The organism is Pseudaquabacterium pictum (assembly GCF_005403045.1).
In the GTDB taxonomy this organism is placed as follows: domain Bacteria; phylum Pseudomonadota; class Gammaproteobacteria; order Burkholderiales; family Burkholderiaceae_C; genus Pseudaquabacterium; species Pseudaquabacterium pictum.
In genome coordinates this window covers 113,260-135,497 of record NZ_BJCL01000012.1, presented here as the reverse complement: position 1 = coordinate 135,497, position 22,238 = coordinate 113,260, and the positions used below count along the sequence as shown (strand labels likewise).

The following is a 22,238-nucleotide window of genomic DNA, read 5'->3' as shown; positions in this document are numbered from 1 at the left end:
TCAGCCGCCGCCCCCTGGTGCGGCGGCCCGCGTACCCCTTTACCCCGGAGACTTCCAGCCATGGCTGAGATGAGCAACGAAGGCGCCAGTGCCAGCGCCGGCATCGACCTGAGCCAGTTCTTCCAGGTCTTCTTCGAAGAAGCCGGCGAGAACCTGCAGTCGATGGAGCAGATGCTGCTCGAACTCGACGTGAACGCCGCCGACGACGAGGAGCTCAACGCCATCTTCCGCTGCGCGCACTCGGTCAAGGGCGGCGCGGCCACCTTCGGCTTCGGTGACGTGGCCGAGCTGACGCACCAGATGGAGGCCCTGCTGGACAAGCTGCGCCGCCATGAGCTGACGCCGACCACCCAGATGGTGGATGTGCTGCTGGCCTCGGGCGACGCGCTGAAGGCCCTGCTGGCCCGCCACCAGGGCACCGGCGACGCCGTGCCTGACACCACCGAGCTGCTGATCACCATCAAGACCCTGTGCGCCGGTGGCCGCGTGGACACCGCCGCCCCGGCGCTGGCCGCTGCGCCGGCCGCCGCCCCAGCCGCAGCGCCTGTGGCCGCTGCGGCACCGGTGGTGCCAGGCCAGCGGGTGCTGGAGATGACGGTGGGCACCCTGCCCGATCCCAGCCTGTGCGACAGCCTGGTGGAACTGTTCCAGGAGATCGTGGGCCTGGGCCAGATCGAGCCGCTGGACGCCGGCCGCTCGGCCGACGGCATGCGCCGCTTCAAGGTCACCACCACCAGCAGCGACAACGACCTGCTGGACCTGTTCACCTTCCATGTCCCGCGCGAGGCGGTCAGCCTGCAGCCGATGACGCCGGGCTACGGCTTCTACGACGGTGCGCCGGGCGCGCCCGAGGCCGCGCCGGCCAAGGATGCGGGCTACGGCTTCTTCGACGAGGCGCCCGGCGCACCCGATGGTGCCCGGCCCGCCGCCCCGGCCGAGGCCACCGCTGCCAGCAGCGCCCCGGCCGAGCCGGTCGCCAAGCCCGCTGCCGCCCGCGCCGCCGCGCCCAAGGCCGAAGGCAAGGCCGGCGCCGCGCTGGAATCGGCCACGCTGCGGGTGTCGGTCGAGAAGGTCGACCAGCTGATCAACCTGGTGGGCGAGCTGGTCATCACCCAGGCCATGCTGGCGCAGAACAGCAAGAACCTGGATGCCGGCCTGAACCAGCAGATGAGCAGCGGCCTGGCCGACCTGGAGCGCAACACCCGCGATCTGCAGGAAGCGGTGATGTCGATCCGGATGATTCCGATGTCGATGGTGTTCAACCGCTTCCCGCGCATGCTGCGCGACCTGGCGGCCAAGCTGGGCAAGAAGGTGGAATTGGTCACGCTGGGCGAAAGCACCGAGCTGGACAAGGGCATGGTCGAGAAGATCACCGACCCGCTGACCCACCTGGTGCGCAACAGCTGCGACCACGGCATCGAGCTGCCGGCCGAGCGACTGGCCAAGGGCAAGCCCGAGCACGGCACGCTGACCCTGGTGGCCAGCCACCAGGGCGGCAGCATCGTCATCGAGGTGCGCGACGACGGCAAGGGCCTGAACCGGCAGAAGCTGATCAGCAAGGCCCGCGAGAAGGGCATCGATGCGCCCGACTCGATGACCGACAACGAGGTATGGAACCTGATCTTCGCCCCCGGCTTCAGCACCGCCGAGGTGGTGACCGACGTCTCCGGCCGCGGCGTGGGCATGGACGTGGTGAAGAAGAACATCACCGCGCTCGGCGGCAGCGTCGACATCGACAGCGCCGAGGGCTACGGCATGAGCGTCAAGGTGCGCCTGCCGCTGACGCTGGCCATCATGGACGGCATGAGCGTGGGCGTGGGCGACGAGTGCTACATCCTGCCGCTGGGCAGCGTGGTCGAGTCGTTCCAGGTCAAGCCCGAGATGATCAAGACCATCGGCGGCACCGGCCGCGTGGTGGAGGTGCGGCAGGAGTACATGCCGGTCATCGACCTGGAGAAGGTCTTCGAGGTGCCGCGCTTCGACTTCGAGAACGTCAGCAACATCATGGTCGTCGTCGAGGCCGAAGGCCAACGCGTGGCCCTGCTGGTCGACGAACTGCTCGGCCAGCAGCAGGTGGTGGTCAAGAACCTGGAAGCCAACTACCGCAAGGTGCCCGATGTCTCCGGCGCCACCATCATGGGTGACGGCCGCGTGGCCCTGATCCTGGACATCGGCACGCTCGTCAAGCGCAGCCGGCACTGAACCCGGGCGGCAGCACGCCGCCCTTCCCGACCAGAAAGACTGCAAGTGACGGCCAGAACCTCGACCTCATCGGTGTCCACGCGGGTGGCCTGGATGGGCAGTGCTGCCATCGGCCTGGCCATTGCCGGCATCTGCGCCGCCATGGCGTGGAGCACCAGCCGCGAGACGCACCGCGCCGCCGTCGACCTGGCCACGGCCAAGGCCGATGCACTGGCACAGTCGCTCGACGCCTTCGATGGCGCCGCCACGCTGCTGGCAGAACGCTTCCACGGCACCTTCGCCGGCGCGTTCTCGGCAGACTTCACGCTCGACGAAGCCGCCGGCGTGCTGACGCACCAGGGCGACAAGCTCAACGGCAATTTCACCGCCGTCGATGCCTTCCAGGCCAACACCGGCGGCGTCGCCACCGTCTTCATGCGCCAGGGTGACGACTTCAAGCGCATCACCACGTCACTGAAGAAGGAAAACGGCGAGCGGGCCATGGGCACCATGCTGGGTGCCCAGCACCCGGCCCATGCCCTGGCCATGGCCGGACAGGCCTACACCGGGCGGGCCTTCCTGTTCGGCAAGCCCTACATGACCCGCTACCAACCGGTCAAGGACGGCAGCGGCAAGGTGGTGGCCATCCTGTTCACCGGCTTTGACCTGTCCACCTTCCAGACGCAGCTGGAACAGCTGGTGGCCGACAGCAAGCTGTTCGAGACCGGCGGCGTGCTGGTGATCGATCCCCGCAAGAAGGCCGCCGATGCGGTCTTCACGGCCCATCCCAGTGCCAAGGGCAAGAAGGTGCTGGAGGCCTATCCCGGTGCCGAGCCCACGCTGGCCGCCCTGTCCGCGGCCGACGGTGCCGTGGTCGACATGGCCACGCCGCTGCTGGCCAGCGGCAACGACCGCTGGGCCGTGACCCGCCGCAGCAAGCTGTCCGGCTGGCTGGTGGTGGCCGAGGCGTCGCAGCGTGAAGTCATGGCGCCGCACTACGCCTCCCTGATGCCCTTCCTGGGTCTGTTCGGGCTGACCGCTGCAGGGCTCGGTCTCGGCCTGGCCTGGACGCTGCGGCGCCAGGTGGCCGACCCGCTGCGGGCGCTGAGCCACAGCCTGGCCGCCGTGACCGCCGGCGACCTGACCCGCCCGGTCGTGCGCACACGGAACGACGAGATCGGTGAACTCGCCGGCCAGGCCGAGCAGATGCGCCAGACCCTGGTGGCCGCCATCGCCCAGGTGCGGCAGTCGGCCGAATCGATCCAGGTGGCCAGCAGCGAGGTGGCCAGCGGCAATGCCGACCTGAGCCACCGCACCGAGCAGACCGCCAGCAACCTGCAGCAGACCGCCGGCAGCCTGCAGCAGCTGACCGCCAACGTGCGCCAGAGCGCCGATGCCGCCGCCCAGGCCAACCAGCTCGCCGCCAGCGCCCAGACCGTCGCCCAGCGCGGCGGCGAGGTGGTCAGCCAGGTGGTCAGCACCATGGACGAGATCAACAGCTCGTCCAAGCGCATCGCCGACATCATCGGCACCATCGACGGCATCGCCTTCCAGACCAACATCCTGGCGCTGAACGCGGCGGTGGAAGCCGCCCGCGCCGGCGAGCAGGGCCGCGGCTTCGCCGTGGTGGCCAGCGAGGTGCGCAGCCTCGCCCAGCGCAGCGCCGAGGCCGCCCGCGAGATCAAGACCCTGATCGGCACCAGCGTCGAGAAGGTGGAGACCGGTGCCCGCCTGGTGCAGGACGCCGGCAGCACCATGGGCGAGATCGTGGCCAGCGTGCAGCGGGTGACCGACGTCATCGGCGAGATCACCGCCGCCGCCGCCGAGCAGAGCGAAGGCATCGGCCAGGTCAACGGCGCAGTGGCCAACCTCGACCAGATGACCCAGCAGAACGCGGCCCTGGTGGAAGAAGGCGCCGCCGCCGCCGAGAGCCTGAAAGACCAGGCCCATCGCCTGACCCAGGTGGTGGGCACCTTCCACCTGGGCGACGTGGCGGTTCCCGCGCCAGCCGCCGCCGCCAGGCCGAGCGCCAAGCCGGCCATGGCCGCTGCAGCGCCCCGCCCTGCCCCCTCACGTCCGGCCGCACGGCCGGGCCCTGCTGTCCCGCCGGCCGCCGCAGTCCAACGGTCCGAACCTGAACCTGCTGGCGCCGACTGGGAATCGTTCTGACACGACCCGGTCGCACCGCCCGCCATGACTGCACTGGAACCCGGGCATGACTTCCTCCACCTGGATCCGCGGCTTTTCCATCCGCCTGCGCATGCAGGGCGCCATCCTGCTGGTGCTGGGCCTGTTCGGCCTGGTCGGCGCCATCGGCCTGCTGGGTGGCCGCCAGCTGATGGCGCTGAACCATGACTTCATGCACCACTCCATCAAGGAGGTGCGCAACGTCGCCGATGCCCTGAACAGCCTGGGCGAGGTGCGCCGGCACGAAAAGGACATGGTCATCCACTACGAGGATGGCGTGGCCGTGCTCAAGGCCCGCGAGGCCTGGGCGGCGGCGCTGGGGCGGACCCGCAGCGCGTTCTCCAGCATGCTCGAGGGCGACGAGGACGAGGACAACCCGCTGGCCCGTGACTCGCTGAAGGAACTGGTGGCCTACGAGACCGCCACCGCCAAGGTGCTGGAGCAGATCCAGAACGGCGCCTACGACACCGCCATCGCCGCCGACAAGATGCTGGCGCGCGCCAAGCAGCATGTCAGCGCCGTCGAGTCGCGCCTGGCCGCCATCGACAAGATCGTCAACGCCGAGGCCGTGGAGACGCAGGGGCACTTCGACGCCTCGATGCAGCAGGCGATGTGGATGTTCCTGGTCGCCCTGGGCGTGGTGGTGGTGGTGGTGGTGCCGCTGACGCTGATGAACTCCCGCTCGATCATCCTGCCGATGCAGCAGGCCCGCGACCTGGCCCTGGCCATCGCCGAGGGCGACCTGACCCGGCCGGTGCAGGTGGACGGCAAGGACGAGGCTGCCGCCCTGCTGCGCGCCCTGGCCGGCATGCAGCAGGCCCTGGCGGGCCTGGTGGGCGAGGTGCGGCAGGCCTCCGGCAACATCCAGGGTGCCAGCGAGGAAGTGGCCTCCGGCAACCAGGACCTCAGCAGCCGCACCGAGCAGACGGCCGGCAGCCTGCAGCACACCGCCGGCGCGATGCAGCAGCTCACCCAGAGCGTGCAACAGAGCGCCGGATCGGCGCGCGATGCCAGCGCGCTGGCGCAGTCGGCCAGCGGCGTGGCCGAGCGCGGCGGCGCCACCGTGGCCGAGGTGGTGCGCACCATGGAGGAGATCCACACCGCCAGCCGGCGCATCGCCGACATCATCGGCACCATCGACGGCATCGCCTTCCAGACCAACATCCTGGCGCTGAACGCGGCGGTGGAAGCCGCCCGTGCCGGCGAACAGGGCCGCGGCTTCGCCGTGGTGGCCGGCGAGGTGCGCAGCCTCGCCCAGCGCAGCGCCGCCGCCGCCCGCGAGATCAAGTCCCTGATCGCCGCCAGCGTCGACAAGGTCGACAACGGCACGCGCCTGGTGCAGGCAGCCGGCGGCACCATGGACGAGATCGTCGCCAGCGTGCAGCGGGTGCAGGCCACCATCGAGACCATCAGCCAGGCCGCCAGCGAGCAGAGCCAGGGCATCGGCCAGATCAACGGCGCCGTCAGCGACCTGGACGGCATGACGCAGCAGAACGCCGCCCTGGTCGAGCAGAGCGCCGCCGCGGCCGAGAGCTTGAAGGACCAGGCCCACCGCCTGAACGCGGTGGTCTCGCGGTTCCAGGTGCCGGCCTGAGCCCTTGTGCGCATGGCCGGGCGGGGCAGCCTCAAGTGCCGCCACCGCCGGCCGATATTCCCCTGACGGCATCCCGCCGTCGCCATCCAGCCCCACCGGAGCCAGCCCCACCATGGACATGATCACCGACGCCGCCCAGGTGGCGCGCCACGAGGCCAACCGCGCGATCCAGGCCGCCGGCAGCCGCGCCGCAGCCAGCCAGGCCGCACATGGCGAATACCTCACCTTCCGCCTCGGTGCCGAGGAGTACGGCATCGACATCCTGCGCGTGCAGGAGATCCGTTCCTACGAGCAGCCCACGCGCATCGCCAACGCGCCCGGCTTCCTCAAGGGCGTGGTCAACCTGCGCGGCGTCATCGTGCCCATCGTCGACCTGCGGCTGAAGCTGGGCTGCGACAGCGCCGAGTACAACCACTTCACCGTGGTGATCGTGCTCAACGTGCGCGGCCGGGTGGTCGGTGCGGTGGTCGACTCGGTGTCCGACGTGCTGGAGCTGTCCGGCGAGGCCATCCGCCCCGCGCCGCAGCTCAACGCCAACATCGATGCCGGCTTCATCACCGGCATCGGCAGCGTCGCCGACCGCATGCTGATCCTGATGGACATCGAAGCCCTGATGGGCAGCAGCGACATGGGCCTGATGGACAGCCTGTCAGCCTGAGTTTCCCGCGGGCGCACCGCGCCCGCCGTCTTGCATCGAAAGCGCCACCACCATGCGCCTCAACATTGCCAACCGCCTGTGGCTGCCCACGCTGGCCATCACCGGCCTGCTGCTGCTTGTCGGCGCCACGGTGTCGGTGCGCACCACCGGCCAGATCCAGCAGGCCTCCGACCAGCTGCGCGTCGCCGAAGAGAAACTGATGGATGCCTCGGCCTGGCGCGGGCTGACGCAATCCAACGTGGTGCGCGTCGTCGCCAGCCTGGTCAGCAGCGACCCGGCGGTGGACGCCGCGCTGAAACCCGAGATCGCCGAGACCTCGGCCCGCATCTCCGAGATCCAGAAGCGGGTGGATGCCGCCGCGACCGAAGCCCACGAGCGCGCAGCGATGGACCGCATCGCCGAGACCCGCAAGGCCTACATCGCCGCGCGTGACGCTGCCAGCAAGACCAAGGCCGCTGGCGATGCCGCCGCCGCCAAGGCGATGCTGGCCGACAAGGTGCAGCCGGCGATCACCACCTACCTGGCGGCGCAGCAGGCCTATGTGGACCTGCAGCGCGAGCACACGGCCGCGGTGCGGGCGCAGTCGGGCGCCGAGCGCATGCGCACCGTGTGGGCCGTGCTGGCGGTGGTGGTGGCGGTCGTCTCGCTGCTGCTGGTCAGCACGGTGCTGACGGTGCGCGCGGTCTGCCGGCCGATGGACCGCCTGGTCGAGGTGGCCCGCCGCATCGGCGATGGCGACCTCGATGTCGAGGTCGAGACCCACCGGCAGGACGAGATCGGCGCCGTGCAGCGGGCCCTGGCCACCATGCGCGATGCGCTGCGCGGCATCGTCGGCCAGGTGCGGCAGTCGGCCGAATCGATCCAGGTGGCCAGCAGCGAGGTGGCCAGCGGCAATGCCGACCTGAGCCACCGCACCGAGCAGACCGCCAGCAACCTGCAGCAAACCGCCGGCAGCCTGCAGCAGCTGACCGCCAACGTGCGCCAGAGCGCCGATGCCGCTGCCCAGGCCAACCAGCTCGCCGCCAGCGCCCAGACCGTCGCCCAGCGCGGCGGCGAGGTGGTCAGCCAGGTGGTCAGCACCATGGACGAGATCAACAGCTCGTCCAAGCGCATCGCCGACATCATCGGCACCATCGACGGCATCGCCTTCCAGACCAACATCCTGGCGCTGAACGCGGCGGTGGAAGCCGCCCGCGCCGGCGAGCAGGGCCGCGGCTTCGCCGTGGTGGCCAGCGAGGTGCGCAGCCTCGCCCAGCGCAGCGCCGAGGCCGCCCGCGAGATCAAGACCCTGATCGGCACCAGCGTCGAGAAGGTGGAGACCGGTGCCCGTCTGGTGCAGGACGCCGGCAGCACCATGGGCGAGATCGTGGCCAGTGTGCAGCGGGTGACCGACGTCATCGGCGAGATCACCGCTGCCGCCGCACCGGCACTGCGCGCCGCCGCACCCGCCCCGCGCCCTGCCGCTCCGGCCCGTCCGCCGGAAGCCGCGCAGGCCGCCATCGCCCAGGCCCGCGAGACCTCGCGACCGGTCTCGCCGCCATCCAACGACGACTGGGAATCGTTCTGATCCGGCGGGCCTGACCCGCCCACCACGAGGGGTGCCCCGGCGCAGACCGCCGCGGCACCCCTCGTCACGTGTGCAGCCGCCAACGCGGCGCAGCCGGCGGCGGCACGCACTGCGTGCTTTCCTGACAATCTGCGCAAGGTCTCCCTACAGATGCACCGGTGTGGTGCCGATACCCGGGAAGCTGTGCGGCGCCACTGCCGGTGCCACCAGCGCGAAACCCCTTCCACACCGCTGACCGACAAGGAGTTCCCATGCCTTTCAACCGCCGCCACGTCGCCCAACTGAGCCTGGCCGTGGCCACCCTGCTGACCAGCCAGACCGGCTGGGCCAGCAAGCCCGAGACGCCGACCACGCTGGCCGGCGGCAAGGTGATCACCGTGGAGGAAGGCAAGAAGCTGCTCGATGCCAAGTCCGCGGTCTTCGTCGACACCCGCAGCGTCGTGAATTTCGGCAAGGGCCGGGTGCCGGGCGCGGTGACGGCCGCGTACAAGGAGAAGAGCGAGCCGGTTGCCGACTTCGACGTGTCGGCCGACAGCTTCGAGCTCGACAAGCTGCCCAAGGACAAGAACGCGCCGGTGGTCTTCTACAGCGATGGCCCGACGGGCTGGAAGTCCTACAAGGCCGCCGTGCTGAGCGTGAAGGCCGGGCACAAGCAGGTGCTGTACATGCGCGGCGGCCTGGCCGACTGGCAGGCCAAGGCCCTGCCGGTGGAGCGCTGACCCGCCCCGCCGCCGCACGCCACCACTGTCCACTGACCGAGAAGTCCCGCCATGACCCGTCCCGACACCGCCTGGAGCCTGCGCCGCTGGCTGCTCAGTTGCCTGGGTCTGCTGGCCCTGGTGCTGCTGGCCCTGGCCTGCGGCATCGGCGCCCTGCACCACCAGGCCACCACCAGCCGCGACACCGCCGCACGGGCCAGCCAGGCCCAGACCGACCTGCAGGTCTACCTGCGTGGCCTCAACGAGATGCTGCTGACCGACGGCTCGTCGACCGCCACCGCGATGGTCAAGGATGCCGGCGCCGGCTTCGAGCGCCGCCTGCAGCAACTGCTGACCCACCATGGCGACGATGCCGTCGGCCTGGCGTTGCGCCAGGAGGTGCAGCCCGCCTGGACCGCGATGACTGCCGCCGCCCAGGCCTTGCTGAAGATCAAGGGCGTGTCGGCATCGGACGATGCGTCGATGCTGGCCTACGGCAAGGTGGCCGGTCTGTCTGAGCCGCTGGTCAAGGCCGTTGCCGCCGTGGAAGCGGCGGAGCAACAGGCAGCGCAGCAGGCCGAATCGCGCCTGCTGCTGCTGGGCGCCACCGGGGCGGCCGGCAGCGCGCTGGCCCTGCTGCTGATCGGCACCCAGCTCTACCGCGTGGTGTTCTCCCGCCTGGGCGGCGAGCCGGCGCTGGCCTGCGCGCTGGCCAACCGGCTGGCCGCCTACGACCTGGCGGTGGACATTCCGGTGCAGCAGGCCGGTGAAGCGGCCACCGTGATGCAGGCGCTGGCGCGCATCCGCGACAGCCTGGCCCATGTGGTGGCCCAGGTGCGCGTCAATGCCGAGAGCGTGGCCTCGGCCAGCGCCCAGATCGCCCAGGGCAACCAGGACCTGTCGTTGCGCACCGAGCAGCAGGCGGCCTCGCTGCAGCGCACCAGCGCGTCCACCGCGGAGCTGGGCACGACCGTGGCGCAGAACGCCGACAGCGCGCGCCAGGCCAACGCGCTGGCCCAGGGCGCCTCCCAGGTGGCGGTGCAGGGCGGCGAGGTGATGGGCGAGGTGGTGCAGACGATGCAGGGCATCAACGACAGCTCCCGGCGCATCGCCGACATCATCGGCGTGATCGACGGCATCGCCTTCCAGACCAACATCCTGGCGCTGAACGCGGCGGTGGAAGCCGCCCGCGCCGGCGAACAGGGCCGCGGCTTCGCGGTGGTGGCCAGCGAGGTGCGCAGCCTGGCGCGCCGCTCGGCCGATGCGGCCCGCGAGATCAAGCAGCTGATCCAGGCCAGCGTGCAGACGGTGGAGGACGGCACCACGCTGGTCGACCGTGCCGGCAGCGCGATGCAGCAGACGGTGGCGTCGATCCGCGAGGTGACCGACATCGTCGCAACCATTTCCGCCGCCAGCCTGGCCCAGCACGGCGGCGTGCACCGCCTGGGCGAGACCATGGGCCAGCTCGACACCTCGACACAGCAGAACGCAGCCCTGGTCGAGCAGAGCGCCGCGGCGGCCGACAGCCTGCGCCAGCAGGCGCTGCAACTGGTGGAGCTGGTGTCGGTGTTCCGGCTGCCGGCCGGTCAGGCTGGCTGAGCGGCCGCAGGCCGGATCGGCCGGGGATCAGTCGGCTGCCCGGCGCAGGGTGTCCATCACCGGCCGGCGCAGCACCTCGCGCAGGCCCCACCAGCCGGCCGCCAGCGCCAGCAGCGCACCGGCCACGGCGCCGAACATCGGCACCCAGGGTGACGGCGCCCAGCTGAACTCGAACACCTGGCGCGCCAGCACGCCGCCGACCACCAGGGCCGCCACCGCGGCCAGCAGGCCAGCCAGCGCGCCCACGCCCAGCAGCTCGGCCCGCTGCACCTGGCGCAGCAGCCGGCTGCCGGCGCCCACGGCGCGCATCACCGCGTATTCACGCGCCCGGCTCTCGCGGGTGGCGCTCACCGCGGCAAACAGCACCACCAGGCCCGCCGCCAGCGTGAAGCCGAACAGGAACTCCACCGCCCGGATCACCTGGTCCAGCACCTTCTGCACCTGGGCCAGGCTGGCCGACAGGTCGACATTGGTCAGGTTGGGAAACTGCCGCGCCAGCGCCCGGTCGAAGCCCGGCGTGTCGGGCGCGCGGAAGGCGCTGATGTAGCTCAGCGGCACGTCGTCCATGCGCGCCAGCGGGAACATCACGAAGAAGTTCACCCGCATCGAGCCCCAGTCCACCTTGCGCAGGCTGGTGATGCGGCCGGTCTTCTGGATGCCGGCGATGTCGAAGGTGAGGCTGTCGCCCAGTTTCAGGCTCAGCGTGGTGGCCAGCCCATCTTCCACGCTCAGGCCGTCGGCCTGGTCGGGCACCCAGGCGCCACTGGCAAGCAGGTTGTGCGCCGGCATCTGCGCGGCGTGGCTGAGGTTGAACTCGCGCTCGACCAGGCGCTGGGCGCGGTCGTCGGTGTAGCGGCCCGGCGCCACCGCGGCGCCGTTGATGGCCACCAGCCGGCCGCGGATCATCGGGTACCAGTCGTAGCGGGCCACGCCGGCGGCCTTCAGCGCGGCCTGGAAGGCCTCGCCCTGCTCGGGCTGCAGGTTGATGACGAAGCGGTTGGGCGCATCGGCCGGCGTGGCGGCGCGCCAGGCGCTGATCAGGTCGGTGCGCAGCAGCACCAGCAGCATCAGCGCCAGCAGGCCCACGGCCAGCGCCGACACCTGCAGCACCACCAGCGCCGGCCGCGCCGCCAGCTGGCGCGTGGCCAGGCCCAGCCAGCGCGGCGCGCCCGCCTGCGGCACCAGCCGGCGCAGCAGCCAGACGGCCAACCAGGCCAGCACCGCGAACACCGCCACCGCCGCGGCAAACCCGCCCACTGCCAGCAGGCCCATGCGCAGATCGGACGAGGCCGCCACCAGCAGCGCCGCGAAGCCGGCCGTGCCGGCGATCAGCACGCCAGCCGAGGCCGCGCGCGGCTGGCCCAGGTCCCGCCGGATCACCCGCAGCGGCGGCACCCGCGCCAGCTGCAGCACCGGCGGCAGGCCGAAGGCCACCAGCAAGGTCATGCCCACGCCCAGGCCGAACAGCGCCGGCATGGCGGTGGCAGGTGGCAGCTGCGCATCCAGCAGGCCGGCCAGCAGGCTGACGAAGACGAAGTGCACCGCGAAGCCCAGCGCCACGCCGCCCACGCTGGCGATCAGCCCCACCACGCCCAGCGACAGCGCATAGGCCCCGGCCATCGCCCGCTGCGGCGTGCCCAGCACCCGCAGCATGGCGCAGTCGTCCAGGTGGCGCTGGGCGTAGTCGCGCGCGGCAATTGCCACCGCCACCGCCGCCAGCAGCGCGGCCAGCAGCGCCACCAGGTTCAGGAAGCGCTTGGCCCGGTCCAGCGTCTGCTGCATCTCGGGCCGGCCGCTCTCCAGCGATTCGGTGCGCACGCCGCGCAGCTTGCCGTCGGCCACCTGGGCATCGGCCCAGCGCAGGAACTCGCGCACACCGGTGTCGGCGGCGCCACGGTTGCCGTTGGCGGCCACCATCAGCCGGTAGGTGACGCGGCTGGCCGGCTGGATCAGCCCGGTGGCGGCCAGGTCGCTGTCGCGCATCAGCACCCGGGGCGAGAAGCCGAGGAAGCCGCTGCCGCGGTCGGGCTCCTGCACCACCACCCGGGTGATGGTGAAGCGCTGGTCGCCCAGCAGCAGCTTGTCGCCGAGGTGGATCTGCAGCGTGTCGAGCACGCCGGCCTCCACCCACACCGTGCCGGGCTCCGGCGCGGCGGCCACGGTCAGCACCGGGCCGTCGGCGCGGTCGCGCAGGCGCAGCTGGCCGCGCAGCGGGTAGCTGCTGCTCACGGCCTTCACCGACACCAGGCGCGCCTCGCCGCCCTGCTCATCCAGCGCCCGCGCCATGCTCGGGAAGCTGGTGCTGGTGGCCTGCTGCAGGCCCAACGCCCGGGCACGCTCGGCAAAGGCCGGCAGCGGCGGCTTGTCGCTGGCCACCACCGCGTCGCCGCCCAGCAGCGCGCCGGCGTCGCGCGCCAGCGCGGCCTCCAGCCGGCTGGCGAAGAAGCCCACGGCGGTCAGGGCGGCCACGGCCAGCATCACCGCCACCATCAGCAGGCGCAGCTCACCGGCCCGGAAGTCACGCCAGCCCTGGCGCCAGGCCAGGCCGAACACCGAAATCTGCAGCGCATGGGTTTGCATGGGCGGCACGGTACACCAGCCGCCCGCCGAGACTGCGGCAGCGCAGCAAAGGCCCGCCACCCCCAGCCGGTTTGAACCCGGCATGCAGCGGCGGTGAACCCCGGTGCGGCCGGGCGCTGCTGTAATCAGCGGCATGGACACCACCCCCACCCCGCTGGCGCCGCTCTTCCTGTCCCACGGCTCGCCGATGACCGCGCTGGAGCCAGGCGAGGTCGGCCCGTTCTGGCAGCGGCTGGGCGCCGTGCTGTCGGGCGCTCACCGGCCGCGCGCCATCCTGGCCGTCTCGGCCCACTCGCTGGCCCGGGAGCCATTGCTGATGGCCGCGGCCCGGCACACCACGGTGCATGACTTCGGCGGCTTCCCCGAGCCGCTGTACCAGCTGCGCTACGACGCGCCCGGCGCGCCGGCCCTGGCGCAGCAGGTCGCCGGTCTGCTGCAGTCCGCCGGCCTGCCGGTGCACCAGGTCGACGAGGGCGGCCTGGACCACGGCATCTGGGCGCCGCTGCGCTTCATCTGGCGCGAGGCCGACATCCCCGTGCTGCCGCTGGCCTTTCCGCCGAACTGGAGCCCGGCCCAGCTGCTGGCCCTGGGACAGGCGCTGGCGCCGCTGACGCAGCAGGGCGTGCTGGTCTACGGCACCGGCAGCATCACCCACAACCTGCGCCTGCTGTTCGGCAGCGGCGCCCGGCCGGCGCTGGACGCGCCGGAGATCCCGCAGAGCGCCGCCTTCCGCAGCTGGTTTGCCGAGCGCAGCGCCCGTGCCGACTGGCCGGCCCTGGCCGATTACCGCCAGCAGGCGCCGCATGCGGTGCTGATGCACCCCACCGACGAGCACCTGCTGCCGTTCTACGTGGCTGCCGGTGCGGCCGGTGCCGAGCCGACCGGTGTGCGCATCCACAGCAGCCTCACCTACGGCTGCCTGGGCATGGACGCCTATGCCTTCGGGGCCGGCGCGGCCTCCCTCGCCGAGCGGTTGGACACCGCCGCACTGCCGGCCTGAGCGGGTAGATTGGCGGCGTGACCGCCGCCCACCAGCAACTGCACACCGCCCGCCTGCTGCTGCAGGCGCCCGATGCCACGCCCGGCAGCCCGCAGGTGGCGGCGGTGGCGGACTTCTACCGCCGCAACGCCGCCCATTTCGCACCCTGGGATCCGCCGCTGCCGGCCGACCATGCCGCGCCCGAGCGCATCGCCCAGGCCCTGGCCGATGGTGCCGAGGCCTTCGCCACCGGCCGCGCGCTGCGCTGGTGGCTGCTGCCGGCCGGCACGCCGGGCCGGGTGATCGGCCAGGTGCACCTGTCCAGCCTGGTGCGCGGCGCCTTCCAGAGCTGCCACCTGGGCTACGCGCTGGACGCCGGCTGCCAGGGCCGCGGCCTGATGCACGAGGCGCTGCGTCGCGTCATCGACGAGGCCTTCTCGCCGCGGCTGAACCTGCACCGCATCCAGGCCGCGGTGCGGCCCGAGAACCACCGCAGCCTGGCGGTGCTGGCGCGGCTGGGCTTTGCACAGATCGGCCTGGCGCGCAGCTACCTGTTCATCGACGGCGCCTGGCGCGACCACCACCTGCTGGAACTGACCCACCCCGCCTTCGTGCAGCCGGCGGATTGGTGAACCTCAGCGCGCAGCCGGCACGCTGCCGGCCACGCCCTGCACCAGCCAGTCCATGCGGCTGATGCCGGCATCGTCCAGCGCACCGCTGGCCAGGCGCACCCGGCCGGTGTTGTCCACCAATGGCGCCGCAAACGGCAGCAGCTGGCCTGCCACCATCGCCTGCTGGCGCTGCGCCAGCCCGGCCTTCACCTCGGCAGGCAGTGCCGGGCTCACCGCACTCAGGCGCACCAGGCCGTCGGCCATGCCGCCCCACACCGGCTTGTTCGACCAGCGCCCGTCCAGCACCGACTGCACCACCCGGGTGTAGTGGCCGCCCCAGTGGTGGGTGACGGCGGCCAGCTGCGCCTTGGGCGCAAAGCGGGCCATGTCGCTCTGGTAGGCCAGCAGCAGCACGCCCTTCTCCTCGGCCACCTGGGGCACGGCGGGCGAGCCGCTGTGGTTGGTCAGCACGTCGGCACCCTGGTTGACCAGGGTCAGCGCGGCCTCGCGCTCGCGCGGCGGGTCGAACCAGGCGTTCAACCAGACCACCCGCACCTCGGCCTTGGGATTGGCCGCCCGCATGCCCAGGGTGAAGGCATTGATGCCCTGCACCACCTCGGGCACCGGGAAGCCGGCCACGTAGCCGGCCACGCCGGCCTTGCTCTGCCGCCCGGCCAGCCAGCCAGCCAGCCAGCGGGCCTCGTAGTAGCGGGCGTTGTAGGTGTTGAGGTTGGGCGCGGTCTTGTAGCCGCCGGCATGCTCGAACTTCACCGCCGGAAAGTCGGCCGCCACCCGCAATGCCGGCTCCAGGTAGCCGAAGCTGGTGGCGAAGACCAGGCCGCAGCCCTGGGCGGCCAGGTCGCGCATCACCCGCTCGCTGTCGGGGCCCTCGGGCACCGCTTCCACGGTGCGGGTGCGCACCCTGGCACCCAGCGCCTGCTCCATCGCCTGGCGGCCCAGGTCATGCTGGTAGGTCCAGCCGGCCTGGCCGACCGGGCTCACGTGCACGAAGCAGGCCTGCAGCGGTGCGGCCGGCTGGGCCTGGCTGGCGACGGGTATGGCTGCAGACAGTGCAGCGGCTGCCAGCGCGCCAATGGCGGCGCGCGAGAGGTTTTTTGACATGGTTGTCCTCGACATGGCCCCGGGAAATGGAAAACGCCGGCTTCGGGGGCACGAAGCCGGCGTTCTGGTCCGCATTCTCGCCGATGTCAGCCGGGTGGCGCGTCCGCCTCCGGCGACAGCAGTGTGATGCGCACGCCGGTCAGCGCCACCACCTGGCCGGCGCGCAGCTTGGCGGTCTTGCGCAGTTCATCGCGGCCGTCCACCTGCACCCGGCCCTCGGCCACCAGGGCCTTGGCCGCCCCGCCGCTGGGCGCGATGCCGGTGGCCTTGAGCAGGCGGTCGAGAGTGATGAATTCGCCGCGCAGTTCAAACGAGAGGGTTTGCATCGGATGCCACACCAAAAGCACGGATTGTCGGCGGTCCGCCTGCAGAATGTGGCGCCTGCAAACCAGGCGCGCACGGCATGCAACGCATCGGCACTGTCCAACGTTTCGATCCAGACCGGGGCTTCGGCTTTCTGCACAGCCCGCAGTCACCTGCCGATGTCTTTTTCCACGTCCGTGACTTCGACCGGCGCCAGGGCCCTCCAAGGGTGGGCCTGGCCGTCACGTTCGAAGAGATCCATGTCGGTGGCAAGGGCCCACGCGCGATGGCGGTGCGCCCGGTCGGCCAGGCCTCGGCCAGCACCGCCTCCCGCACTCCACGCCCCGCGATCGCCCCCGCCGCGCGCGACACCCGCCACGCGCCCGGCACGCCGAGCGCCAGCCTTCCGCTGTTCCTCGCAGCACTGGCGCTGGAACTGGCGCTGCTCGCCACCGGTGTCGTGAGAGCGGCCCTGCCGGCCATGGCGCTGGCGCTGCTGCCGGCGCTGAACCTCGTCACGTTCTGGCTGTACTGGCATGACAAGGATGCCGCGCAGCGGGGTGCCTGGCGGGTGCAGGAGAACACCCTGCACATGCTGTCGCTGGCCGGTGGCTGGCCCGCGGCCTGGTGGGCGCAACAGCTGCTGCGCCACAAGTCGCGCAAGCCCGCCTTCCGCCACACGTACTGGGCGACGGTGGTCGGCCACCTGGTCCTGCTTGCCGGCTGGATTGCCGCGCGCGCCTGGCCTGTGCTGGCCTGACCGGCACCGCCCAAGGGGTGCGCCTGCAGCCATGGCAGACTGGCTGGCATGCCGTTCACTTCCCAGGCCCAGACCAGCCCCGCGGCCGAACGCAACAAGGGCCCGATCCTGGCGGCCTTGCAGCAACTGCTGCCGCCGGCAGGCAGGCTGCTGGAGATCGCCGCCGGCACCGGCCAGCATGCCGCGCACTGCGCTGCCGGCCTGACCGGCTGGCAGTGGCAGCCCACCGACCCGTCCGCCGGGGCGCTGGCCTCGATCAACGCCTGGGCGCAGCAGCAGCCCTCCCCCGGCCTGCTGCCGCCGCTGCAGCTGGATGTGCTGCAGCAGCCCTGGCCGCTGCCGCCTCACCAGCGCTTCGATGCCGTGTACTGCGCCAACATGCTGCACATCGCCCCCTGGGCCTGCTGCACCGCGTTGATGGAGGGTGCGGCGCAGTGGCTGGTGCCCGGCGGGCTGCTGCTCACCTACGGGCCGTACTTCGTCGACGGTGAGGCGCCGTCGCCCGGCAACACCGCCTTCGACGCCGACCTGCAGGCCCGCAACCCCGCCTGGGGCGTGCGCTGGCTGCATGCGGTGCAGGCCGAGGCCGCCGCGGCCGGCCTGCAATGGCTGCAGCGGCTGGACATGCCGGCCAACAACCTGCTGCTGGTGTTCCGCCGCGCATGAGCGACGCCACCCCGACGCACTGGATGACCGTGCTGCCGGGTGGCTGGCGCGTGCCGGTGCCCGCCGGCCAGACCCTGCTGCAGGCCGCGCTGGACGCCGGCGTGCGCCTGCCCAGGTCCTGCCGCAACGGCACCTGCCGGGCCTGCATGGCGCGGCTGGCCGATGGCCGGGCGCACCACCGCATCGACTGGCCCGGCCTGCTGGCCGAGGAACAGGCCGAGGGCTGGGTGCTGCCCTGCGTGGCCTGCGCCGACAGCGACCTGACGCTGCTGGCCCCCGGCGCGGTGGAACTTCTCCCGCGGGCAGCCGGTCCATCCCGGGCAGACAATTCCGCTGTCTGAGCCTGTTCAGGAGCCCCACCATGCGCAAGCCCATCGCCCTGATGTCCGCCGCCCTGCTGTGCGCCGGCCTGGCCCACGCCGGGACGGTGGAGGTGCAGTTCGAGCAACCCGACCGCTACACCGATGTCGGCCCGCGTTCCGATGCCACCGCGGTGCAGACGGCCCTGCGCGGCATCCTGCAGACACTGGCGGCCGAACGCCTGCCGGCCAACCAGTCGCTGACCCTGGCCATCACCGACATCGACCTGGCCGGCGAGATCGAGCCCACCACCCGCCGCATGCAGGACGTGCGGGTGATGGGCCAGCACCCCGACTGGCCCCGCATCAGCCTGCGCTACACCCTGCGCGACGGCGGCCGCGTGCTGGCCGAGGGCCAGGAGGTGGTCAGCGACATGGCCTACCTGATGCGCAGCACCCGTGCCGGCGGCACCGAGCGCCTGCCCTACGAGCAGCGCATGCTCAGCGAGTGGTTCGACAAGCGCTTCGTCCGCCAGGCCCACTGAAGAGCGGACTCAGCCCGGCCAGGCTCAGCGCGCGGCCTTGCGCCGCGCCGGCGCCGGCTGCAGCGCGGCATGCAGCGCCAGGTATTCCTGCGTCAGCTTGTGGCGGGCGTCCAGGTGCACCATCGGCAGCGCGCGCTGGTGCGATTCCTTGATCTTCACGCTGGCGCTCAGGTAGGGCTGCAGCACCGGCAGGCCCTCGTCGATCAGCTCCTGCACCAGTTGCTGCGGCAGATTGGCCCGCGGCTGGAACTGGTTGACCACGATGCCGGTCACCTTCAGCGCCTTGTTGTGGTCCGCCTGAATCTCCTGCACGCTCTCCAGCAGCGCGTACAGCGCCCGGCGTGAGAAGTCGTCGCAGTCGAACGGGATCAGGCAGCCCTGGGCGGCGATCAGCGCGGAGCGGGTGTAGAAGTTCAGCGCCGGCGGCGTGTCGATGTAGATGCGGTCGTAACGCGCGCCCAGCGCGTCCAGCGCATCGCGCAGCTTGTAAATCTTGTAGCGCGACTCCAGCTTCGAATGCAGTTCTTCCAGCTTCGGGCTGGACGGCAGCAGGTCCAGGTGCTCGAACGGCGTGGCGGTGATGAACTCGTCGGTGTCCTGGTTGCGCAGGGTGAACTTCAACGTCTGGTCGAAGAACTCGGCCGCGGTGTCGCGGTCCTCGTCGGCACCGGCGCCCAGCAGGTAGCGGGTGCTGTTGCCCTGCGGGTCGAGATCGACCACCAGGGTGCGCAGCCCCTGCTGGGCGCTGATGGCGGCCAGGTTGCAGGTGATGGTGGACTTGCCCACCCCGCCCTTCTGGTTGAAGACGACAAAGCGCATGGCGCGTGGCTCCCGGGTCTGGTCGATCGAAGCAGAAGCTGCTGATTGTGCATTGCAGCAATCCGCCGTCCGCCGCGCCGTCGAATTGCGGTGCACCAACCTTGCTGTTCGTCATCTCGCCGTCACGCGAACAGCCGATACTGACCTTGTCAAGGCGACAACCGACCGCACCAATGGGCGGAACACCGGAACCCGTACCCGGCGCCGACACACCCGGTGGGGCCTGTGCTGCAGGCCCGTCCGTGAGCATCAAGGGCCACGTCATGTGGCCCTTGGCTTTTTCCGGACCCGCAGCGCTTTGCCTTATGCTGCGCCAAGCTTCGACGCGCCACCGGTGCGCGCCAGCCATTCAAAGGAGCACCGCCTTGGCGACCCCGAACTACGGATACGAGAAGCGTCAGCGAGAGCTGGCCAAGAAGCGCAAGGCCGAAGAGAAGAAGCAGAAGAAGCTGCATGGCGGCCCCAGCGGGCCGGGCGATGCGGGTTCCCACGAGCCGGCGGCCGAATCGCCGGCAGCGCCCGAGGCACCGCCACCCGCCGCCAGCTGACCGCACCAGCCGCAGCAGACGAAAAAAAACCGCAGCCAAGGCTGCGGTTTTTTGTTGGCCCGGCCGCCGAGGCGGCCAGATCCGGCGCGCCTTACAGCGGGCGGATGTTCGCGGCCTGCAGGCCCTTGGGGCCCTGCTTCACTTCAAATTCCACGCGCTGGTTTTCAGCCAGGGTGCGGAAGCCGCCGTTGTTGCGGATCTCGCTGAAGTGGGCGAACAGGTCCTTGCTGCCGTCTTCCGGCGTGATGAAGCCGAAGCCCTTGCCATCGTTGAACCATTTGACGACGCCGGTCTGGGTATTGGTACTCATGGGGATGTTCCTTGTTGAGTCTGTGAAAGAAGAAAAACCACCGCGCAAGCTCACGCCAGCGCGGACAGAGACACTCAAGAAACGTCGAACCGGGAGTTCATCAAACCTGGGCCGGCCTTCAGCGGGTGCTGCGTGTGTCGCAACCATCACCTCCAGCGGTACGGGGATAAGACCTTGTGGAAACGGCCTCGTGCATGTCTGTGGACCCAATGTAACAGGGTTTCGTCACGGCCATCGCCTCAATTGCAGGCCGGTGCCCGAGCGCTCTAGAGGCAGGACTCCAACCTAGGGCCGCCGGACCCCGCTGGCTATGATCGATTCGCTCGGCGTCCGGCGCCCGGCCATGACATCAGGAGACTCAGGCATGTACGACTACGTGGTGATCGGCGGCGGCTCGGCCGGCTGTGTGCTGGCGGCGCGCCTCAGCGAGGATCCGCAGGTGCGCGTGGCCCTGCTGGAAGCCGGCGGCGCCGACAGCAGCGTGCTGATCCACTGCCCCGCCGGCCTGGCCCTGATGGCCAAGACCAAGGGCATCAACTGGTCATTCCAGACCGTTCCGCAGCCGGGACTGAACGGCCGCCGCGGCTACCAGCCGCGCGGCAAGGTGCTGGGCGGATCGAGCTCGATCAACGCGATGATCTACATCCGCGGCCAGCAGCAGGACTACGACGGCTGGGCCGCCGCCGGCAACCCCGGCTGGTCGTTCGACGAGGTGCTGCCCTGGTTCCGCAAGGCCGAGGGCAATCTGCGTGGCGCCGATGCCCTGCATGGCGACGACGGCCCGCTGAGCGTGCAGGACCTGCGTTGCCCCAACCCGCTGGCCCAGCGCTTCATCGACGCCGGCGTGCAGGCCGGCCTGCCGCTGAACGCGGACTTCAACGGCCCCAGCCAGGACGGCGTGGGGTGGTACCAGGCCACCCACCGCAACGGCGAGCGCTGCAGCGCTGCCAAGGCCTACCTCACGCCGGCGCTGGGCCGGCCCAACCTGGAGGTGATCACCGGCGCCCAGGCCACCCGCATCCTGTTCGACGGCCGCCGTGCCAGCGGCGTCGAATACCTGCGCGCCGGCAGCCGCCACAACCTGCAGGTGCGCGGCGAGGTGCTGCTGAGCGCCGGCGCGCTGCAATCACCGCAGTTGCTGATGACCAGCGGCGTCGGACCCGGCGCGCACCTTCAGCAGCATGGCATCGCGGTGCTGCATGACCTGCCCGGCGTCGGCCAGCACCTGCACGACCACGTGGACGTGGTGCAGGTGATGGACACACCGGGCTCGACCGAGTCCTTCGGCCTGTCGCTGCCGGCGGCCTGGCGCACGCTGGGCGACATCGGCGAGTGGCGCAACCAGCGCACCGGCCGGTTGACCACCAACTTCGCCGAGGCCGGCGGCTTCTTCCGCAGCCAGGCCGGCGAGCCGGCGCCCGACATCCAGCTGCACTTCGTCATCGGCAAGCTGGTCGACCATGGCCGCAAGACGGTGTTCGGCCATGGCTACTCCTGCCACGTCTGCCTGCTGCACCCCAAGAGCCGTGGCAGCCTGACGCTGGCCAGCGCCGACCCGCTGGTGCCGCCGCGCATCGACCCGGCCTTCCTGGCCGACCCCGACGACCTGGCGCGCCTGGTGCGCGGCTTCCAGCGCATGCGGCAGATCCTGGCGCAGCCAGCGTTGACGGCGCTGGGCGGCCGTGAACTGGCCGCCTCGGCCGGCGCGCAGACCGAAGCGCAGATCGCCGACTTCATCCGCCAGCATGCCGACACCATCTACCACCCGGTGGGCAGCTGCCGCATGGGGCCCGGCCCGCTGGACGTGGTGGACGCCGAGCTGCGGGTGCATGGCCTGCAGGGGCTGCGGGTGGTCGACGCTTCGATCATGCCGCGCATCGTCGGCGGCAACACCAATGCGCCGACCATCATGATTGCCGAGAAGGCGGCCGACCTGGTGCGCGCCGCCCGCCAGCGCGCAGCCACGGGCGTGACGGGCACCACGGCCAGCCCCGCGTTGGCCGGCGCACAGACCGAAACCGCAGCAGCTGCTCAGGTTCTCTGACATAATCGTAGGCTTCGCTGGTGGCGTGTTTGCTGCCAGCGAATTCGTTCATCCCCTCTGACCCTTGGCGAGCCGGGCCCTGACCCCTTCAGGGCATCCACACCGTGTCTTGCCGTCCTGGTTGGCGGCGATGCCGTCGCTTCAGGACGTTTAGGGCTCCGCAGCAGC

20 protein-coding genes are annotated in these 22,238 nt (G+C 71.1%); 15 read left to right on the top strand and 5 right to left on the bottom strand.

From position 1 onward, the window contains the following. Positions 1-60 precede the first annotated feature (60 nt). The 7 genes from FFT10_RS20355 (at position 61) to FFT10_RS28320 (ending at position 10,484) form a co-directional block, all read left to right on the top strand. Positions 61-2,202: a chemotaxis protein CheA gene (locus FFT10_RS20355; RefSeq protein WP_137734696.1), complete on the top strand. Its 2,142-nt coding sequence runs from the start codon at positions 61-63 to the stop codon at positions 2,200-2,202. 93 nt (positions 2,203-2,295) lie between these two features. Next, positions 2,296-4,350, top strand: coding sequence for a methyl-accepting chemotaxis protein (locus tag FFT10_RS28780; protein ID WP_444544325.1), 2,055 nt, complete (start codon positions 2,296-2,298; stop codon positions 4,348-4,350). Positions 4,351-4,396: 46 nt separating this feature from the next. After that, positions 4,397-5,962, top strand: a complete 1,566-nt coding sequence (locus tag FFT10_RS20345; protein WP_137734695.1) for a methyl-accepting chemotaxis protein — start codon at positions 4,397-4,399, stop codon at positions 5,960-5,962. A gap of 112 nt (positions 5,963-6,074) precedes the next feature. Further along, a complete protein-coding gene (locus FFT10_RS20340) occupies positions 6,075-6,620 on the top strand; it encodes a chemotaxis protein CheW (RefSeq protein WP_137734694.1) in 546 nt (181 codons plus the stop codon). Positions 6,621-6,672: 52 nt separating this feature from the next. Beyond that, the gene (locus FFT10_RS28775; protein WP_137734693.1) at positions 6,673-8,187 is read left to right on the top strand and encodes a methyl-accepting chemotaxis protein; all 1,515 of its coding nucleotides are present in this window, start codon (positions 6,673-6,675) and stop codon (positions 8,185-8,187) included. Positions 8,188-8,438: 251 nt separating this feature from the next. Then, on the top strand, positions 8,439-8,906 hold the full coding sequence (locus FFT10_RS20330; protein ID WP_137734692.1) for a rhodanese-like domain-containing protein: 468 nt from the start codon (positions 8,439-8,441) through the stop codon (positions 8,904-8,906). 51 nt (positions 8,907-8,957) lie between these two features. Further along, entirely contained in the window at positions 8,958-10,484 is a 1,527-nt protein-coding gene (locus FFT10_RS28320; RefSeq protein ID WP_137734691.1) for a methyl-accepting chemotaxis protein, read from the top strand. 27 nt (positions 10,485-10,511) lie between these two features. Here FFT10_RS28320 and FFT10_RS20320 read toward each other — a convergent pair whose 3' ends face one another. Further along, on the bottom strand, positions 10,512-13,064 hold the full coding sequence (locus FFT10_RS20320) for an ABC transporter permease (RefSeq protein ID WP_137734690.1): 2,553 nt from the start codon (positions 13,062-13,064) through the stop codon (positions 10,512-10,514). A 133-nt stretch (positions 13,065-13,197) separates the two neighbouring features. Here FFT10_RS20320 and FFT10_RS20315 point away from each other — a divergent pair, with 133 nt between their 5' ends. Both FFT10_RS20315 and FFT10_RS20310 read left to right on the top strand, forming a co-directional pair. Then, a complete protein-coding gene (locus tag FFT10_RS20315; RefSeq protein ID WP_137734689.1) occupies positions 13,198-14,064 on the top strand; it encodes a dioxygenase family protein in 867 nt (288 codons plus the stop codon). A 17-nt stretch (positions 14,065-14,081) separates the two neighbouring features. After that, positions 14,082-14,675 carry a GNAT family N-acetyltransferase gene (locus FFT10_RS20310; RefSeq protein WP_162520862.1) on the top strand — a complete coding sequence of 198 codons (594 nt, stop codon included), beginning with the start codon at positions 14,082-14,084 and terminating at the stop codon, positions 14,673-14,675. A gap of 3 nt (positions 14,676-14,678) precedes the next feature. Here the strand turns inward: FFT10_RS20310 and FFT10_RS20305 are convergent, their stop codons facing one another. Continuing rightward, the gene (locus FFT10_RS20305; RefSeq protein ID WP_137734687.1) at positions 14,679-15,776 is read right to left on the bottom strand and encodes a BMP family ABC transporter substrate-binding protein; all 1,098 of its coding nucleotides are present in this window, start codon (positions 15,774-15,776) and stop codon (positions 14,679-14,681) included. 86 nt (positions 15,777-15,862) lie between these two features. Continuing rightward, positions 15,863-16,102, bottom strand: a complete 240-nt coding sequence (locus FFT10_RS20300; protein WP_137734686.1) for an RNA-binding S4 domain-containing protein — start codon at positions 16,100-16,102, stop codon at positions 15,863-15,865. Positions 16,103-16,179: 77 nt separating this feature from the next. Between FFT10_RS20300 and FFT10_RS20295 the strand changes: the two genes are divergently transcribed. From FFT10_RS20295 to FFT10_RS20280, 4 genes are read left to right on the top strand one after another with little or no spacing between them, the layout of a single operon-like run. Next, on the top strand, positions 16,180-16,839 hold the full coding sequence (locus tag FFT10_RS20295; RefSeq protein WP_137734685.1) for a DUF1294 domain-containing protein: 660 nt from the start codon (positions 16,180-16,182) through the stop codon (positions 16,837-16,839). 48 nt (positions 16,840-16,887) lie between these two features. Beyond that, on the top strand, positions 16,888-17,505 hold the full coding sequence (locus FFT10_RS20290) for a DUF938 domain-containing protein (RefSeq protein ID WP_137734684.1): 618 nt from the start codon (positions 16,888-16,890) through the stop codon (positions 17,503-17,505). After that, entirely contained in the window at positions 17,502-17,846 is a 345-nt protein-coding gene (locus FFT10_RS20285) for a 2Fe-2S iron-sulfur cluster-binding protein (protein ID WP_137734683.1), read from the top strand. Before FFT10_RS20290 ends, FFT10_RS20285 begins: the two co-directional genes overlap by 4 nt. A 20-nt stretch (positions 17,847-17,866) precedes the next feature. Beyond that, a complete protein-coding gene (locus FFT10_RS20280) occupies positions 17,867-18,349 on the top strand; it encodes a DUF3016 domain-containing protein (protein WP_137734682.1) in 483 nt (160 codons plus the stop codon). A 24-nt stretch (positions 18,350-18,373) separates the two neighbouring features. Here FFT10_RS20280 and FFT10_RS20275 read toward each other — a convergent pair whose 3' ends face one another. Continuing rightward, entirely contained in the window at positions 18,374-19,168 is a 795-nt protein-coding gene (locus FFT10_RS20275) for a ParA family protein (protein WP_137734681.1), read from the bottom strand. Positions 19,169-19,533: 365 nt separating this feature from the next. Between FFT10_RS20275 and FFT10_RS20270 the strand changes: the two genes are divergently transcribed. Beyond that, positions 19,534-19,716: a hypothetical protein gene (locus FFT10_RS20270; protein ID WP_137734680.1), complete on the top strand. Its 183-nt coding sequence runs from the start codon at positions 19,534-19,536 to the stop codon at positions 19,714-19,716. A gap of 91 nt (positions 19,717-19,807) precedes the next feature. Here the strand turns inward: FFT10_RS20270 and FFT10_RS20265 are convergent, their stop codons facing one another. Continuing rightward, positions 19,808-20,026 carry a cold-shock protein gene (locus tag FFT10_RS20265; protein ID WP_137734679.1) on the bottom strand — a complete coding sequence of 73 codons (219 nt, stop codon included), beginning with the start codon at positions 20,024-20,026 and terminating at the stop codon, positions 19,808-19,810. A 364-nt stretch (positions 20,027-20,390) separates the two neighbouring features. Here FFT10_RS20265 and FFT10_RS20260 point away from each other — a divergent pair, with 364 nt between their 5' ends. After that, positions 20,391-22,070 (top strand): GMC family oxidoreductase, encoded by a 1,680-nt coding sequence (locus FFT10_RS20260; protein WP_137734678.1) that lies wholly within the window; start codon positions 20,391-20,393, stop codon positions 22,068-22,070. Positions 22,071-22,238 lie beyond the last annotated feature (168 nt).